This window comes from Streptococcus sp. X13SY08, from assembly GCF_001182825.2.
Taxonomy (GTDB): domain Bacteria; phylum Bacillota; class Bacilli; order Lactobacillales; family Streptococcaceae; genus Streptococcus.
The window spans coordinates 23,270-38,055 of sequence record NZ_LFYO02000004.1; the positions used below are offsets into that span (position 1 = coordinate 23,270).

The 14,786-nt window shown below is 41.8% G+C and carries 16 protein-coding genes and 4 pseudogenes; 16 read left to right on the top strand and 4 right to left on the bottom strand.

What is annotated here, in order from left to right; translation table 11 throughout:
* Window positions 1-38: 38 nt before the first annotated feature.
* Window positions 39-414, top strand: a pseudogene (locus AEX56_RS07495) (hypothetical protein).
* Here the strand turns inward: AEX56_RS07495 and pepA are convergent.
* The gene (gene pepA, locus AEX56_RS07500) at window positions 369-1,460 is read right to left on the bottom strand and encodes a glutamyl aminopeptidase (protein ID WP_082326207.1); all 1,092 of its coding nucleotides are present in this window, start codon (window positions 1,458-1,460) and stop codon (window positions 369-371) included. The pseudogene AEX56_RS07495 and the gene pepA overlap by 46 nt on opposite strands.
* A gap of 55 nt (window positions 1,461-1,515) precedes the next feature.
* Here pepA and AEX56_RS07505 point away from each other — a divergent pair, with 55 nt between their 5' ends.
* From AEX56_RS07505 to AEX56_RS07545, 9 genes and pseudogenes are all read left to right on the top strand, one after another.
* Window positions 1,516-1,818, top strand: coding sequence for a DUF4651 domain-containing protein (locus AEX56_RS07505; protein WP_049618579.1), 303 nt, complete (start codon window positions 1,516-1,518; stop codon window positions 1,816-1,818).
* The gene (locus AEX56_RS07510) at window positions 1,796-2,113 is read left to right on the top strand and encodes a thioredoxin family protein (RefSeq protein WP_049618647.1); all 318 of its coding nucleotides are present in this window, start codon (window positions 1,796-1,798) and stop codon (window positions 2,111-2,113) included. The genes AEX56_RS07505 and AEX56_RS07510 overlap by 23 nt, the downstream gene beginning before the upstream one ends.
* A 2-nt stretch (window positions 2,114-2,115) precedes the next feature.
* Window positions 2,116-2,742, top strand: a complete 627-nt coding sequence (gene ytpR, locus AEX56_RS07515; RefSeq protein ID WP_049618580.1) for a YtpR family tRNA-binding protein — start codon at window positions 2,116-2,118, stop codon at window positions 2,740-2,742.
* A gap of 90 nt (window positions 2,743-2,832) precedes the next feature.
* On the top strand, window positions 2,833-4,113 hold the full coding sequence (locus AEX56_RS07520; protein WP_160315183.1) for a sensor histidine kinase: 1,281 nt from the start codon (window positions 2,833-2,835) through the stop codon (window positions 4,111-4,113).
* Window positions 4,114-4,180: 67 nt separating this feature from the next.
* Window positions 4,181-4,498, top strand: a complete 318-nt coding sequence (locus tag AEX56_RS07525; protein WP_049618582.1) for an ATP-binding protein — start codon at window positions 4,181-4,183, stop codon at window positions 4,496-4,498.
* Window positions 4,477-5,241 (top strand): helix-turn-helix domain-containing protein, encoded by a 765-nt coding sequence (locus AEX56_RS07530; protein ID WP_049618583.1) that lies wholly within the window; start codon window positions 4,477-4,479, stop codon window positions 5,239-5,241. Before AEX56_RS07525 ends, AEX56_RS07530 begins: the two co-directional genes overlap by 22 nt.
* 65 nt (window positions 5,242-5,306) lie before the next feature.
* A complete protein-coding gene (locus AEX56_RS07535; RefSeq protein WP_049618584.1) occupies window positions 5,307-6,341 on the top strand; it encodes an extracellular solute-binding protein in 1,035 nt (344 codons plus the stop codon).
* A gap of 9 nt (window positions 6,342-6,350) precedes the next feature.
* A pseudogene (locus AEX56_RS07540) lies at window positions 6,351-7,362 on the top strand (ABC transporter ATP-binding protein).
* A pseudogene (locus tag AEX56_RS07545) lies at window positions 7,362-9,017 on the top strand (ABC transporter permease). Before AEX56_RS07540 ends, AEX56_RS07545 begins: the two co-directional pseudogenes overlap by 1 nt.
* Before the next feature lie 32 nt (window positions 9,018-9,049).
* On the opposite strand, the gene AEX56_RS07550 reads toward AEX56_RS07545, so the two are convergent.
* The 3 genes from AEX56_RS07550 to AEX56_RS07560 all read right to left on the bottom strand — a co-directional run bounded on the left by AEX56_RS07550 (window position 9,050) and on the right by AEX56_RS07560 (window position 10,575).
* The gene (locus AEX56_RS07550; RefSeq protein ID WP_049618585.1) at window positions 9,050-9,559 is read right to left on the bottom strand and encodes a DUF2785 domain-containing protein; all 510 of its coding nucleotides are present in this window, start codon (window positions 9,557-9,559) and stop codon (window positions 9,050-9,052) included.
* Entirely contained in the window at window positions 9,556-9,783 is a 228-nt protein-coding gene (locus AEX56_RS07555; RefSeq protein ID WP_049618586.1) for a hypothetical protein, read from the bottom strand. The genes AEX56_RS07550 and AEX56_RS07555 overlap by 4 nt, the downstream gene beginning before the upstream one ends.
* 81 nt (window positions 9,784-9,864) lie before the next feature.
* Window positions 9,865-10,575, bottom strand: coding sequence for a class I SAM-dependent methyltransferase (locus tag AEX56_RS07560; protein ID WP_049618587.1), 711 nt, complete (start codon window positions 10,573-10,575; stop codon window positions 9,865-9,867).
* A gap of 63 nt (window positions 10,576-10,638) precedes the next feature.
* Between AEX56_RS07560 and ssb the strand changes: the two are divergent.
* The 6 genes and pseudogenes from ssb (at window position 10,639) to rpsG (ending at window position 14,784) form a co-directional block, all read left to right on the top strand.
* Window positions 10,639-10,970 (top strand): annotated as a pseudogene (gene ssb / locus AEX56_RS07565) (single-stranded DNA-binding protein).
* Between the two features lie 198 nt (window positions 10,971-11,168).
* Window positions 11,169-11,456, top strand: a complete 288-nt coding sequence (groES, locus tag AEX56_RS07570; protein ID WP_049618588.1) for a co-chaperone GroES — start codon at window positions 11,169-11,171, stop codon at window positions 11,454-11,456.
* Window positions 11,457-11,576: 120 nt separating this feature from the next.
* Complete coding sequence (groL, locus tag AEX56_RS07575) at window positions 11,577-13,202, top strand: chaperonin GroEL (RefSeq protein ID WP_049618589.1); 1,626 nt, start codon at window positions 11,577-11,579, stop codon at window positions 13,200-13,202.
* 62 nt (window positions 13,203-13,264) lie between these two features.
* On the top strand, window positions 13,265-13,642 hold the full coding sequence (locus AEX56_RS07580) for a GNAT family N-acetyltransferase (protein ID WP_053093954.1): 378 nt from the start codon (window positions 13,265-13,267) through the stop codon (window positions 13,640-13,642).
* Window positions 13,643-13,858: 216 nt separating this feature from the next.
* A complete protein-coding gene (gene rpsL, locus AEX56_RS07585) occupies window positions 13,859-14,317 on the top strand; it encodes a 30S ribosomal protein S12 (RefSeq protein ID WP_049618648.1) in 459 nt (152 codons plus the stop codon).
* Window positions 14,314-14,784: a 30S ribosomal protein S7 gene (gene rpsG / locus AEX56_RS07590; RefSeq protein ID WP_049618590.1), complete on the top strand. Its 471-nt coding sequence runs from the start codon at window positions 14,314-14,316 to the stop codon at window positions 14,782-14,784. Before rpsL ends, rpsG begins: the two co-directional genes overlap by 4 nt.
* Window positions 14,785-14,786 lie beyond the last annotated feature (2 nt).

A 14,786-nucleotide genomic window follows, 5' to 3' on the forward strand; every position in this document is an offset into this window, starting at 1 on the left:
TTTTCTGTGACAGCTCCATTATATTTAAAGGAGCATTTATGCAAAACAAAAATCCTCAAATGACCCTGCTTCGGTTGGTGTCGCTCGCTATGTTGATTGCTCTCACTCTCATCGTGAGCAAATTCTCTATTGCCGTTATTCCTAAGCAATTGAGGTAAGAAATTGGACTGGTCCAACAAGAAAGATTGGTTGCACGTAACAATGGCAACACTAGTGATTATGTTGATTGGAACCTTTATCTTCACGCCGCTTTTGATTCAAATTTACTACGGAACACCGATTATTGCGCAATTTATCGCAGGTCGTTGGTTGAAAATTTTTGAGATTCCAATGCGTGTTATCATTACCATGGCCATTATTCCAGCTCTTCAGCGCATCCCAGAATTGCGTAAGTTGGCAAATATTTCAAAATAAAGAAAACAGCAACTCACCCCGTTGCTGTTTTTTAGCGTTTTAATAATGTTTGATGAGTCATCCATGCTGTACAGTGTTTGATGAGAGTGAATATAACGTGCGCAAACGCCGATAGTTGTCGAAGGAACACCGTGATTTTTCATATGTGCCGCCCCAGCATCCGTTCCACCTTTTCCACAATAATATTGGAATTTTACACCAGCTTCCTCGGCTGTAGTCAACAGAAAATCCTTCATATTTGGTAATAGGATGTGATCTGGATCGTAGAAACGCAGCAAGGTTCCGTCTCCGATAGCACCTTGATCTCCAAAAACATCACCAGCAGGCGAACAATCGACCGCTAAAAAGATATCCGGATTGAATTTAGTGACAGCAGTATGAGCACCGCGCAGACCAACTTCCTCCTGAACAGTTGCTCCGACAATGAGTTGGTTAGGGAGAGTTTCTTCCGCGACATTTTCCGCTAAGTCGGCAGCCATCAAGACACCATAGCGATTGTCCCAAGCTTTTGAAATCACGTTTTTACCATTAGCTGTTAAAGTGGCTTCACTGATGGGAACGATGACATCGCCAGGGCGAACACCGTACGAAAAAGCTTCTTCCTTAGAAGCAAATCCTGCATCAAAAATCACATCATTTGTAGAAGGAAGACCATTTCCTCCGTTAATTCCTTTGGCTAAATGTGGTGGTATAGAGCCTGAGATGACAGGGATTTGGCGACCATCTTGAAGATAAAGGGTAAAACGTTGACTAGAAACAACCAAAGGATTCCATCCACCGAGAGCTACCGTTCGGAAGGTTCCATCGGTTTTGATATCGCTAATCATAAATCCAACTTCATCCATATGCCCTGCAACCATGATGCGAGGAGCGTTCTCAACAGTCGTTTCTTTAATTCCAAAAATGCTTCCGATTCCATCTGTCTCTATGCGGTCAACATGTGGTGTCAGGCGGTTGCGTAGGTAATCGCGAACTTGACCCTCGAAACCAGAAACGCCGTACAATTCAGTGACTTCTTTAATCTTTTCAAATAAGTGATTTGTCATTTTCTGACCTCCTTGTAGCTATTATTTTAACATGTTTTATGATAGAATGGTCAGTATGAACAAGAAAAAAGCAGCGATTGTGGCTGGTATTGTGGGGACTGGGATTCTTGCTGCCAGTGCACGATTTTATATGAAGGCTCAGGAAGAAGTCAAAAAAGCACAAGCTTTGGCTCATGTGCGTCGATTTTTTGCGGATTTTGGGACTATTGCCACTGTTTTTGTCTATGAAAATGACTCCAACGCTCGTCAGTTGACAGGTGGTGTTGTCATGGAGGGTGGTCCCGTCTATCTTTTTGATTACCAAAATGGTCAAATAGTATATGAGGAGGAAGAAGCTGCTGATTCTAGAAACTCTTGAGGAAGTTGCTAGTTTGCTAGCAGTTGAAACGAAAACTGTCTTTTTATTTACGGCGGACTGGTGTGGTGATTGTCGCTTTTTAAAGCCGTACCTGCCTGAGATTGAAGCAACTTTCCCTGAAATGACATTTGTACAATTGGATCGCGATGACTTTACGCCGCTGGCCCAAAAATGGGATATCTTTGGGATTCCAAGTTTTGTGATCATTGAGAATGGACAAGAAATTGGTCGGTTTGTGGATAAGAATCGCAAGACCAAGAATCAAATTATTGAATTTTTAGAAGGATTAAAGTAAGAATGATTTTTACATACAATAAAGAGCAAGTCGGCGATGTTCTTATGGTCATCGTTAAGGAAGTCAAGGACCAAAAACGTACGGTTGAGCGTAAAGGAAATGTGGCGCGTGTTTACTTAGAAGAATCTGGTCAAACCGTGGCATGGAATATTTTTGAAGTGTCAAACTTGATGTCACTTGAAGGCAATGGTCAAGTATTTCCGACTGAAGAAGCCTTGGAAATCTTGAATGCGGAGCTTGAAAAAGAAGGTTTTGTAGAGCGATTGGAAGTCAGCCAAAAACCTGTTTTTGTAGTTGGTCAAATCATAGAAATGGTCGCTCATCCAGACAGTGACCACCTCAATATTTGCCAAGTGCAGATTGGGGCTGACCAAACGGTCCAAATTGTAGCAGGCGCGCCCAATGCTGCTATCGGTCTCAAAACGATTGTTGCACTCCCAGGAGCTATGATGCCAAGTGGAAGCCTCATTTTCCCTGGAAAACTTCGCGGAGAAGACAGCTTTGGCATGATGTGTAGCCCACGTGAATTGGCTTTGCCAAATGCACCGCAGGTCCGTGGCATTATTGAACTCGGCGACGATGCTGTAGTCGGCGAGGCATTTGACCCTGAAAAACATTGGAAAAACTAGACTTTTTCCCTTTTGTTACACAAGATGTATGAGCTATTGAATGATCTTCTAAAATCGTTTCAATAGCTTTTTCTTTTGATGAGGTATGAGATGAGAAAGAAAGAGTTGGTCCCCTTTAAAGATAAACTACGTGGGGAAATATTTACAGGACTAAGGCATTTGTCGTTTCTAATTGGGCTTAGTTATTTATTGATTCTGAGCCTTTTTGTGATTACAACTCATTATACTCAATTTGTTCAAGGACGACTAGATATTCGAAATGGTTTCAAAACTGTTCATACGAAAAGTGAGCGGGTATTGAAACACTTAGAAGAAGCAGATGTACCAGCATTTCTGACACAGACTTTATCTGAAAGAGATATGTACCGTAGAGCCTACGAAGAAAAGAATCGCTTGCCATTTGATGCTTCCTTATCCATTTATAGCCCTGATTTTCAGAGAATCTTTAGTACACGCCAGCCTAGTCCAGACGGTCTACCAGACGATAGTTTTGTAAAAATTGTCTTGCCGACAGTCGAAGAGCAAGCAGTCAACAAGGTTACTAGTGACCACCGTGGCAATCGCTATTTGTTTGAGATTTTGCCAGTGTTGGAAGGAAATAAATTACTTGCCTATTTGGTACTTTGCATGGATGCCAAGGATTTGGAGGCTAGCTTAGATTCAGAATCACTTCATTTCTTATTGGCAGATCGTTTTGATAATTATCTAACAGCCAACAATACTCGGTATTTAACCAAGGATCAACGTAAGGTAGACACGCATTATTTCAGTTCCTTCTTTCTGTTGCAGTCTGGGAATCTTTATATGACCAGTAAGGAAGAATTGGTAGAAAATATTTGGTTATACAGCTCTATTTTGACGGTTCCAGTGATGCCTTTATTTATATTTGCAATTAGTGTTTCTCTTCTCATGATATGGATGCTATCACGCGCTGCTAAACGATTGTCTCAAAATATCTCTCTGCATAGTAGTGATGCAGTAGAAGTATTGGTAGAAGAGCTGAATCTTATTGTTAAGGGATATCAGACGCAACTATCTATCACGACAGATGATGAATTTGGTTATCTGGCGCGGAAAATGAATGGTGTCATGGAAACATTGCAACGGATTTTCCAGCAATCTTTACGCTTGGAACAGGAAAAAACTCAGTATCAACGGCAATTGCTGGAAGCTCAGTTTAATCCTCATTTCTTATACAACAGTTTAGAATCTCTGAAAATCTTGATGACCGTTGATGTCAAGAAGGCAGAGCAAATGATTTTAGCAATGAACCGCGTTTTACGCTACAGTGTTGCTCATTATAAAGAATTTTCGACGGTGGAAGAAGACTTTGAGATACTAGAAGATTTTCTCAAACAGCATTCGTTTTGAAGGGCTGAGCTATGATTTTACTTATCCAGAACATTTGGCTAGACTTCGGGTTCCTAAGCTATTTTTATTGCCGCTGATTGAAAGCGTTTTAAAATACGCTATGCAAGATCGTCGGCAGTTGTCTATACGTATTTCGCTTTTGGAAATCGCAGAGCAGGTTATCTTTGAAGTTGTAGATGATGGTTCAGGGTTTTCTCAAGAATTTTTGGATTATTTCCCAACTTATCTGAAGCAAAAGGGGAGTCAACATGGCTTAATCAACAGTTATAAGCGTTTAGAAACGCTTTACTCCAGTAGCAAAATTAGAATTAGACAAACAAATGAAGAGAATAAAGTACAATTATGGATAGAAAAGAGGCAACTATGTATCGACTCATTATTGTAGAGGATGAAACCTTGATTCGGCAATGGTTGGCACAAGCTATTGATTATAGTAGTTTAGGAATTGAAGTGGTGGCTCTTGCTTCGTATGGACGAGAAGGTGCGGAGATCATCAGTCAACTGCGCCCGCATATCGTTTTGACCGATATCATGATGCCACATATGACTGGATTTGATATGTTTGCAGCGACCAAAGATTGTAGCTATGAAAAGATTATTTTGTCCAGTTATAGTGATTTTCAGCATGCCAAAACAGCTATGCGATACGGTGTCTATAACTTTTTGGAAAAGCCCATTGATGTGGAGGAATTACGCGAACGCCTTTGGCAGATTTGTCTAGATTTGAAGCAGGAGAAGGCCGGTGTAGATGTTACCAATGACGAATTGCCACTCTTGCAGCTACCTCAAGTGGATGCGGTTCACTGGGCTGCAGACATTCTGGAATGGCTCCACCAACATTATCATCAAACCATTTCAACTGAGAAAATTGCTCATCATTTTGGCTATAGTGAAAGCTATTTTTATAAGAAAATTAAGGAAGAATTCGGCATCACGCTCAAGGACTATCTCAATCGTTACCGGATGAAGCGAGCTATTGAGCTAATGATGGCGCAACCAGATTTAAAGGTGTATGAAATCGCAGAAGCGGTTGGTTTTTCGGACTACAATTATTTTGGCAAGGTTTTTCGCAAATATACAGGGCTTAGTTTTACAGAATTTAGAGAGAATTCTACCTATAAAGGATAGAATTGCTCTATAAATAAAACGCTTTCTTTTATACAATGAAGTCAACAAAACAAAGGAGCATGATTATGCATAAAAAATTAGCAACATTGATGATGGCTTCAACCGCTTTGGTAGCTTTGGCAGCATGTGGTTCAAGTTCAGAAGGTAGCAAAACTAGCGGCGAAAGCGATACTTTGGTCATCTATTCTCCAAATTCAGAAGGTTTGATTAATGCGACCATTCCGGCTTTTGAAGAAAAATATGGTATCAAGGTTGAATTGATTCAAGCTGGTACAGGTGAATTGTTCAAAAAAGTAGAGTCTGAAGCTAGTAAACCAATCGCTGACGTGATTTTCGGTGGTTCTTATACTCAACATGCTCAACGCCCAGAATTGTTTGAGAAATATGTGTCCAAAGAAAATGACAATGTCATCGCAGATTATCAAAATACAACAGGCTATTCGACTCCTTATACCCTAGATGGTAGTGTTCTTGTCGTCAATCCTGACCTGACAAAAGGAATGGATATAAAAGGCTATAAAGATTTGCTCAATCCTGAGCTAAAAGGTAAAATTGCGACAGCTGATCCTGCTAATTCATCAAGCACTTTTGCTCAATTGACTAATATGCTTCAGGCTAACGGAGGTTACGATAGTGAAGAGGGCTGGACATACGTCAAAGATCTCTTTACCTTGATTGATGGAAAAATCAATTCTAGTTCATCTAACGTTTACAAAACAGTTGCAGACGGTGAAATGGCAGTTGGACTTTCGTATGAAGATCCAAGTGTGAAGTTGCTCAATGATGGTGCCAATACTGAAGTGGCTTACCCAGAAGAAGGTTCTGTTTTCCTTTCAGCCAGCGCAGCCATCATCAAAGATGCTCCAAATGAAGAAAATGCTAAGAAATTTATTGACTTTATCATTTCAAAAGAAGCACAAGATGCTCTTGGTAGCGAAACAACCAACCGTCCAGTTCGTAAAGACGCAAAAGTGAGCGAAAATATGAAGAGCTTGGATGAAATTAAGACCTTAGTGGAAGACTATGACTACGTTATCGAACACAAGGAAGAATTGGTTAAACACTACAACGAAATCTTTGTTGATTTGCAATCAAAATAGGAGAAATTCATGAGTCAGATTAAAATCGATCAGGCGAAAAAAATCTATAACGATACGCCCGTCATTGAAAATCTTAACCTCAATATTCCAGATGGGCCCCTCTTTGCCTTGCTGGGTCCTTCTGGATGTGGGAAAACGACCTTGCTCCGTATGATTGCTGGTTTTAATTCCATCGAAGGTGGGGTTTCCAAAACTATGCTATCTTCCCGCATTTGAGCGTTAAAGACAATGTGGCTTTTGGTTTGAAACAACTTCAGTTAGCCAAGGATGACATTGAGACGCGTGTGGATAAATACTTGAAATTGATGCAAATTGATCAGTTCAAAGATCGGAAACCTGAAAATCTTAGTGGGGGTCAGCAGCGGGTTGCTTTGGCGCGTGCCTTGGCCATCAGTCCAGATGTGCTTTTGATGGATGAACCCTTGAGTAACTTGGATGCAAAATTGCGTCTTGATATGCGTCAAGCCATTAAAGAAATTCAACGTGAAGTGGGCATTGCAACGCTTTATGTCACCCACGACCAAGAAGAAGCTATGGCCATTTCAGATCAAATCGCTGTTATGAATCTTGGTAAAATCCAGCAAATCGGTAAGCCAAAAGAACCTATCACCGTCCAAGCAATGGATTTGTTGCGACCTTTATCGGCCGTACCAATATTATTCCAGCTCGCTTGGTGCATGAGGAAGGACAAACCTACTTGCGTTTTGCGACAGGCTATCAAATTGCCTTTTCAGCACTTGCTCACTTAGAAGAGAAGGATGTGCGCGTCAGCATTCGTCCAGAAGAATTTATCCGTTCGGAAACAGGCGATATTGTGGCAACTATCAAGGACAGCACTTACTTGGGTCTCAATACGGAATATATCATGGAAACACCGTTTGCGGCCCGCGTTCAAGTAACGGAAGAGTCTACCTTGGATGAAGATTTGGGGGCAGGTGACCAAGTGCGCTTAGCCATCAATACTCAAAAAATCAACGTCTTTACAGCGGATGGTATGGTGAATCTTTTGGAGGTGGAATGATGAAACAAGCACTTCAAAAGATGAATATCTGGGTCCTTTCATCCCTCGTGATTTTTGTGACCTACCTAATCTTTTTGATCTATCCCATTGTCACCGTTTTGCAGCAGGCTTTGTTTGTGGATGGACAATTATCTTTTGGTAATTTTCTAGCCTTTTTCTCAAAAGGCTACTATTTTGAAACCCTCTTTAACAGTTTCAAAGTCTCTGTTACAGCAACCGTTTTAGCCCTTTTAGTAGGGACATTACTGGCTTACTGCTTTTCAATGTACCAGTTCAATGGCAAAAAACTCTTGCAAATCTTGATTATCATTGCTTCCATGTCTGCGCCGTTTGTCGGAGCTTACTCATGGATCCTCCTTTTAGGACGGAATGAGGTCATCACCAAATTTTTGACCAATACATTTGGTCTGCCTAAGTTGGAAATCTATGGTTTTGGTGGTATCGTACTGGTCTTTACTTTGCAGCTATTTCCTTTGGTCTTCCTCTATGTCAGTGGAGCCTTTAAGAGTGTCGATAATTCTCTTTTGGAAGCCGCAGAAAGTATGGGTGCAAAAGGGATGAAACGCCTCACACGCGTAGTTTTGCCACTCTTGGTGCCAACCCTTCTTGCTGCTGCACTTTTAGTCTTCATGCGTGCCTTTTCTGACTTTGGAACCCCTATGTTGATTGGTGAGGGCTATCGGACATTCCCGGTTCTTGTTTACACGGAGTTCATCAGTGAGGTTGGTGGCAACTCTGCCTTCGCATCTGCCCTTGCTATAATCGCTATTGTGATTGCTTTGACGATTTTCTTGATACAAAAATATCTCGCACAAAAAAAATAGCTTCAGCATGAACTCCCTTCATCCGATTGAGCCAAAGAAAATTACCGGACTAAAAAAGCTGGCGTTAGCACCTTTGTGTATGGCGTGGTATTCTTATCTATTTTGCCACAGATGTACCTTATTTACACATCTTTCCTCAAGACTTCGGGTATGATTTTTGTACCAGGTTACTCTCTGGATAGTTATCGTCAAGCTTTTGATCGTATGGGGTCCAGTATCTTGAATACTTTACGTATTCCATTTCTAGCTTTGGTAGTGGTGGTGGTCTTTGCGATCTTTATCTCTTACCTCAGCGTTCGCAAGCGCAATGTTTTTACATCACTTATTGACAGCATGAGTATGGTCCCTTATATTGTACCTGATACGGTTATGGGGATTGCCTTTATCACCGCCTTGAATACAGGTGTTGGGATTCTTGCTATTATCGGTACTTCTTTTGTGATGATTGTGTCTCTGTCTGTTCGTCGCTTGCCTTATACTATTCGTTCATCGGTAGCAGCCCTTCATCAGATTTCGCCAAGTATTGAAGAAGCAGTATCCAGTCTTGGAAGTTCTCGTCTCAATACCTTTGTCAAAATCACCATTCCAATGATGATGTCAGGGATTGTCTCAGGTGCTATTCTTTCATGGATTACCATGATTTCAGAGTTGTCAACCTCCATCCTGCTCTATAATATCCGTACTAAAACCATGACGGTTGCCATTTATACAGAGGTTCTACGTGGTAATTACGGTATTGCAGCAGCCTTGTCAACGATTCTGACCCTCTTTACCGTACTTTCTCTCCTCCTATTTATGAAAGTTTCTAAGAGTGATAGCATCACCATGTAAAAAAAGAACTGGATTTCCAGTTCTTTTTTTGCTTATTCAGTGCAGGCTTGTTGGAGGCTTTCTTTTAGATCATGGCAGAGCTGATCTGCTTGGTCCAGGTCCATATAGATTTTCAGTAAGAAGTTTTGATAGTTGAGCCAACGCAAGTAATCTTGGTCTTGAACCTTTGGAAAATCAGTTTTTGTAATCCAGTTGAACAGATCTTGCTGACCAATCTTTTCTTGTAAAACAAGCTGGCTAACGACAATCGCCAAACGTTTTTCTTCGTTTGCTGTGAATACCTGTTGTTGGTTTCTAAAGACCATAATAATAGTTTGCCAGATAGCATCATAAGTTTCTGGGAAATCGGGATGTTGGCTAGCGTAGAGTAAGAAATCTGCGCCATGTGCAAAGGCATGGACCCAGCCAGATTCAGCAGACCAACCAGTCGCGTCACTTTCTTTTGTCAGATACTGCAACGCCAGCTGGAAGAGTGTTAATCGGTGGTTGCTAGAAAGAGCAGTTTTGTAGATTGATTGTTGATCTCCATCTAGTCCAATCAAGAGCGTCTATAAAAGAGGAGATTTCGCTTCATGATTTCACCAGCTAGCCAGTCAAGATCTGTCCTAGTAACTAAGCCGTCCAGCAAGGCATGGCAAAAACTAGCGTAGACCAAATCGTCTCGGATAGATGCATCAGCGGCCCCGATATGGTCTAGCAGCCAGCCTAATTCCTCGCGTGAGTAAGGTTCAGTGCTCTGTAATTTTTCGTATAATTGATGGTTCATTTTTTTCCTTTCTTAATCTTTTTTAGATTAAGTGGTCACTCTAATCAATCTCTTGATGGTGTTTCTCATTAAAAACATTATTCATTTCTTTCTTAGCCAAATGTGTTGCAAAAAACTAATGTCTTTGTAGGGCTCTTGGTCTGCGACAGCCAATTCTATCTTGGTCATTTTTTCCAACCAATCCTCTTCAGTTTTAAATTCATTTGGTTGTAAACTGTAAAAAGTTCGGATAGCTAGGTAATTTTCCAAACTCATCTGGCTCCACTGTATCAAATCTTCCATGGAGTAGGTGTTACCTTGGGCGAAAGATTGACTATGAAATTCCTTACCATCTAACAAATCTTGAGCCAGCTCGGTATCGTTTGAAAATACGACAGCTTGAAGTACTTTGCCAACTGGATTGTGTTTGATGATAGATAGTTGCCCATTTGGTTTTAGGAGACGCAGAAACTGCTCAAAATAAGTTTGACGTTCTTGTGGTTTAATATATTCCATGACATTGTGGCAGCAAATAACATCAAATGTTTGGTCGGCAAAGCTTTCCAAGACATCTAAACTGCCATGTAATTTGGTAAAGGTCTGTAAATCATCCGCAAAAAGCATGTCCGCATTTGGTTCGACAGCTATTACCTTATTTTTTTGAGATAGAAATTGACTGACCAAGCCAAAACCAGCACCAAAATCTAAAATCTCTTTATTTTCCAAGTGAGCCAGTTGCGAAAAGGTGATTTCGTATTGGATTTTGCCCCAAGGTTGCGCTAGCATTTGGCGATAAGCATCTACATTTGTCATATTTTTCTCCTTTTGTTTAGTTTACCAAAAATTTTACGAATGAATAAAGTAGGAGGATATAAAATGTACAATAAAGTTATCGCAATTGGCCGTTTGACTGCGGCTCCAGAAGTGACTCAGACACCTAATCAAAAAAGCGTTTGTCGTGTGACTCTTGCAGTCAATCGTCGATTTAAGGCGGAAAATGGGGAGCGTGAAGCTGATTTCCTACAGGTTGTTTTCTGGGGCAAATTAGCAGAAACCTTGGCATCTTACGCTAGCAAAGGCAGTCTGATTTCTTTGGATGGAGAGTTGCGGGCGCGTTGGAAAGTCGTGCTCAACGTGCCATGCGTGAAAACAATGGTGCCGAGTATTTAGCAGATCTGGTGCTCGATGAGGAAGAGTTACCGTTTTAAGGTTGAAGTCAGCTGCGCTGACTTTTTCTTTTGTCCGCCCTCAGACGGATTTGCAAAAAATCCAGGGATTATTCTTGACTATTTTTGACCAAGTGATAGAATAGAGAAGTAAAGTTAGCACTTTACATACATGAGTGCTAAGAGAGCTGTTTTCCAGCTTTGCTATTATCAAAAAAATACCCGTATGGAGGAAACGATATGAGTTTAACACCTTTAGGCGATCGTGTGGTGGTCGCGTTTGAAGAAACAGAAGAAACATCAGTTGGTGGCTTTGTCCTTGCTGGAAATAGCCATGCTGCAACTAAGCGTGCTCGTGTGCTTGGCATAGGAAAAGGGATTCGCACATTGACAGGAGATTTGGTAGAACCTAGTGTCGTAGTGGATCAGATTGTATTGGTAGAAAATGGAGCTGGTATTGAAGTCAAAGATGGAGACCAAAAGGTGTCTATCATCCGTGAGTCTGATATTGTAGCCATTGTGGAATAAAAAGAAAGGATTTAAACCTGACTCGTAATGGACGTCAAATAGATAGTCTTGCTTGGAGTGTTTTCCAGTGTCAGACTTCTCATTTTCGTTCCAATTACGGGCGGTCTTGGTATCATAATTATGGCAAAAGAGATTAAATTTTCAGCGGATGCGCGTGAGAGCATGGTCCGCGGTGTGGATATTTTAGCGGATACTGTTAAGGTTACGCTTGGTCCTAAAGGACGCAATGTGGTATTGGAAAAAGCTTTTGGTTCACCACTGATTACAAATGACGGTGTGACGATTGCCAAAGAAATTGAATTGGAAGACCATTTTGAAAATATGGGTGCCAAATTGGTATCTGAAGTAGCATCAAAAACCAATGATATCGCTGGTGACGGTACAACAACCGCGACTGTTTTGACACAAGCGATCGTTCGTGAAGGACTTAAAAATGTGACGGCCGGTGCCAATCCAATCGGTATTCGTCGCGGGATTGAAACGGCTGTGTCCACAGCGGTTGAAGAATTGAAAGCCATTGCTCAACCTGTTGCTAATAAGGAAGCTATTGCTCAGGTAGCCGCAGTGTCATCGCGTTCTGAAAAAGTCGGCGAGTACATTTCAGAAGCTATGGAACGTGTGGGTAAAGACGGCGTTATCACCATTGAAGAGTCTCGCGGTATGGAGACGGAACTTGAAGTGGTGGAAGGGATGCAATTTGATCGTGGTTACTTGTCACAGTATATGGTGACAGACAACGAAAAAATGGTTGCCGACCTTGAAAATCCGTTTATTCTTATCACCGACAAGAAAATTTCCAACATTCAAGATGTTTTGCCGCTTTTGGAAGAAATTCTTAAAACCAACCGTCCGCTTCTCATCGTTGCAGATGATGTGGATGGCGAAGCTCTCCCAACTCTTGTTCTCAACAAGATTCGCGGAACTTTCAATGTTGTGGCGGTAAAAGCGCCAGGTTTTGGTGACCGTCGTAAGGCCATGCTAGAAGATATCGCTGTTTTAACTGGTGGTACAGTCATTACAGAAGACCTTGGTCTTGAGTTGAAGGATGCGACAATGGCTGCGCTTGGTCAAGCTGCTAAAGTATCTGTCGATAAAGACTCTACTGTCATCGTAGAAGGTGCTGGTGAAGCTTCTGCTATTGCCAACCGTGTCCATCTCATCAAATCTCAATTGGAAACGACCACTTCTGAATTTGATCGCGAGAAACTGCAAGAACGCTTGGCCAAATTAGCTGGTGGTGTTGCAGTGATTAAGGTTGGTGCCGCAACTGAAACTGAGCTCAAAGAAATGAAACTTCGTATCGAAGATGCTCTAAACGCTACATGCGCTGCAGTTGAAGAAGGTATTGTAGCCGGTGGTGGAACAGCTCTTGTCAACGTCATTGAAAAAGTAGCAGCGCTTGAGCTTGACGGAGATGATGCGACAGGTCGCAACATTGTTCTTCGTGCCTTGGAAGAGCCTGTTCGCCAAATTGCAACCAACGCCGGTTATGAGGGTTCAGTTGTGATTGACAAGCTTAAAAATAGTTCACTTGGAACGGGCTTTAACGCGGCGACTGGTGAGTGGGTAGACATGATTGAAACTGGGATTATTGATCCTGTCAAGGTGACACGCTCTGCTCTTCAAAATGCGGCTTCAGTTGCTAGCCTCATTCTTACAACAGAAGCTGTGGTTGCCAACAAACCAGAGCCAGCTGCTCCAGCAATGCCAGCAGGCATGGACCCAATGGGTGGTATGGGATATTAAGATGAAAATAAGATAGCTTGCGGGCTATCTTTTTGTTATACTTAAGAAAAGGAAGTGAGAGAATGATTAGAGAAGCAATCAAGCAGGATGGTCAGGCTTTAGCAGTGTGTTTAGCCGAATTTAGAACTGCCTTGCGCCGCCTTAAGGGGATCGAACGTCCGACATCCCTTGAAGATGCTCAAGAGGAAGTGGATTATTTTCTGGAGAACGACTTTCCTGTCTATATCGCTGAGGTGGCTGGAGAGATCATGGGTTACCTGGTCTGTAAGGTTAGTGATGGCACGGTTTGGGTCGAGCAGATTTTTGTAGTAGCAGATCATCGGCGCAAAGGTTTTGCACAATCACTATTTGAAAAAGCAGAGCTCTTAGCCCAGAAACTCGGAGGAGAGACTGTATTTAATAATGTTCATCCAAATAATGATAAAATGATTTCCTTTTGAGCGAAGAAGGGCTATACTGTTTTAAATTTAATTGAAATCTGAAAACCATACCAAGGCGAAGATCCCGCTAGTAAAATTCAAGTTGGCGAGCATGCCTTTGACTATTAGTTTAGTTCCAAAAATACAAGAAAATCCCATTGACAATGAATGCCGTTTATGATATGATGATAGACGGTACTTTTTACTTTTGGTCTCTCAAAAGTGTACAGAGACGTGCTGACAAATGTTGCAAAAGTACACCCGGATGGGGGTAACCAATTGGTTCGCAAACCGCGTAAATCAAAAGTAGAAAAATCTAAATCACCAGCTTTGAACGTTGGTTACAACAGCCGCAAAAAAGTTCAAACAAACCTTTCTTCACCTCAAAAACGTGGTGTTGCAACTCGTGTCGGAACAATGACACCTAAAAAACCTAACTCAGCCCTTCGTAAATTTGCTCGTGTACGTTTGAGCAACTTGATTGAAGTAACTGCTTACATCCCAGGTATCGGTCACAACTTGCAAGAGCACAGCGTGGTTCTTCTTCGTGGTGGACGTGTAAAAGACCTTCCAGGGGTACGTTACCATATCGTTCGTGGTGCACTTGATACTGCAGGTGTAACTGATCGTAAACAAGGCCGTTCTAAATACGGTACAAAACGTCCAAAAGGGCAAGAAGGGAGAGTAGATAAATGAGTCGTAAAAATCAAGCGCCTAAGCGCGAAGTATTGCCAGATCCATTGTATAACTCAAAATTGGTAACTCGATTGATCAACCGTCTTATGTTGGACGGTAAACGTGGTACTGCTGCATCAATCGTTTATGGTGCATTTGACCAAATCAAAGCAGCAACTGGCAATGAGCCACTTGAAGTATTTGAATCAGCAATGGAAAACATCATGCCTGTACTTGAGGTACGTGCACGCCGTGTCGGTGGTTCTAACTACCAAGTCCCAGTTGAAGTTCGTCCAGAACGTCGTACAACTTTAGGTCTTCGTTGGTTGGTAACAATCTCACGTAACCGTGGTGAGCACACAATGGTTGACCGCCTTGCAAAAGAAATCATGGATGCCGCTAACAACACAGGTGCATCTGTTAAGAAACGTGAAGACACACACCGTATGGCTGAAGCTAACCGTGCCTTCGCACACTTCCGTTGGTAAGA

Bases quoted from the DNA above. Each gene is read 5' to 3' on its own strand.
- pepA (WP_082326207.1), bottom strand. From the start codon at position 1,460: ATGACAAATCACTTATTTGAAAAGATTAAAGAAGTCACTGAATTGTAC.
- AEX56_RS07505 (WP_049618579.1), top strand. From the start codon at position 1,516: ATGAACAAGAAAAAAGCAGCGATTGTGGCTGGTATTGTGGGGACTGGG.
- ytpR (WP_049618580.1), top strand. From the start codon at position 2,116: ATGATTTTTACATACAATAAAGAGCAAGTCGGCGATGTTCTTATGGTC.
- AEX56_RS07520 (WP_160315183.1), top strand. From the start codon at position 2,833: ATGAGAAAGAAAGAGTTGGTCCCCTTTAAAGATAAACTACGTGGGGAA.
- AEX56_RS07530 (WP_049618583.1), top strand. From the start codon at position 4,477: ATGTATCGACTCATTATTGTAGAGGATGAAACCTTGATTCGGCAATGG.
- AEX56_RS07535 (WP_049618584.1), top strand. From the start codon at position 5,307: ATGCATAAAAAATTAGCAACATTGATGATGGCTTCAACCGCTTTGGTA.
- AEX56_RS07555 (WP_049618586.1), bottom strand. From the start codon at position 9,783: ATGAACCATCAATTATACGAAAAATTACAGAGCACTGAACCTTACTCA.
- AEX56_RS07560 (WP_049618587.1), bottom strand. From the start codon at position 10,575: ATGACAAATGTAGATGCTTATCGCCAAATGCTAGCGCAACCTTGGGGC.
- groES (WP_049618588.1), top strand. From the start codon at position 11,169: ATGAGTTTAACACCTTTAGGCGATCGTGTGGTGGTCGCGTTTGAAGAA.
- groL (WP_049618589.1), top strand. From the start codon at position 11,577: ATGGCAAAAGAGATTAAATTTTCAGCGGATGCGCGTGAGAGCATGGTC.
- AEX56_RS07580 (WP_053093954.1), top strand. From the start codon at position 13,265: ATGATTAGAGAAGCAATCAAGCAGGATGGTCAGGCTTTAGCAGTGTGT.
- rpsG (WP_049618590.1), top strand. From the start codon at position 14,314: ATGAGTCGTAAAAATCAAGCGCCTAAGCGCGAAGTATTGCCAGATCCA.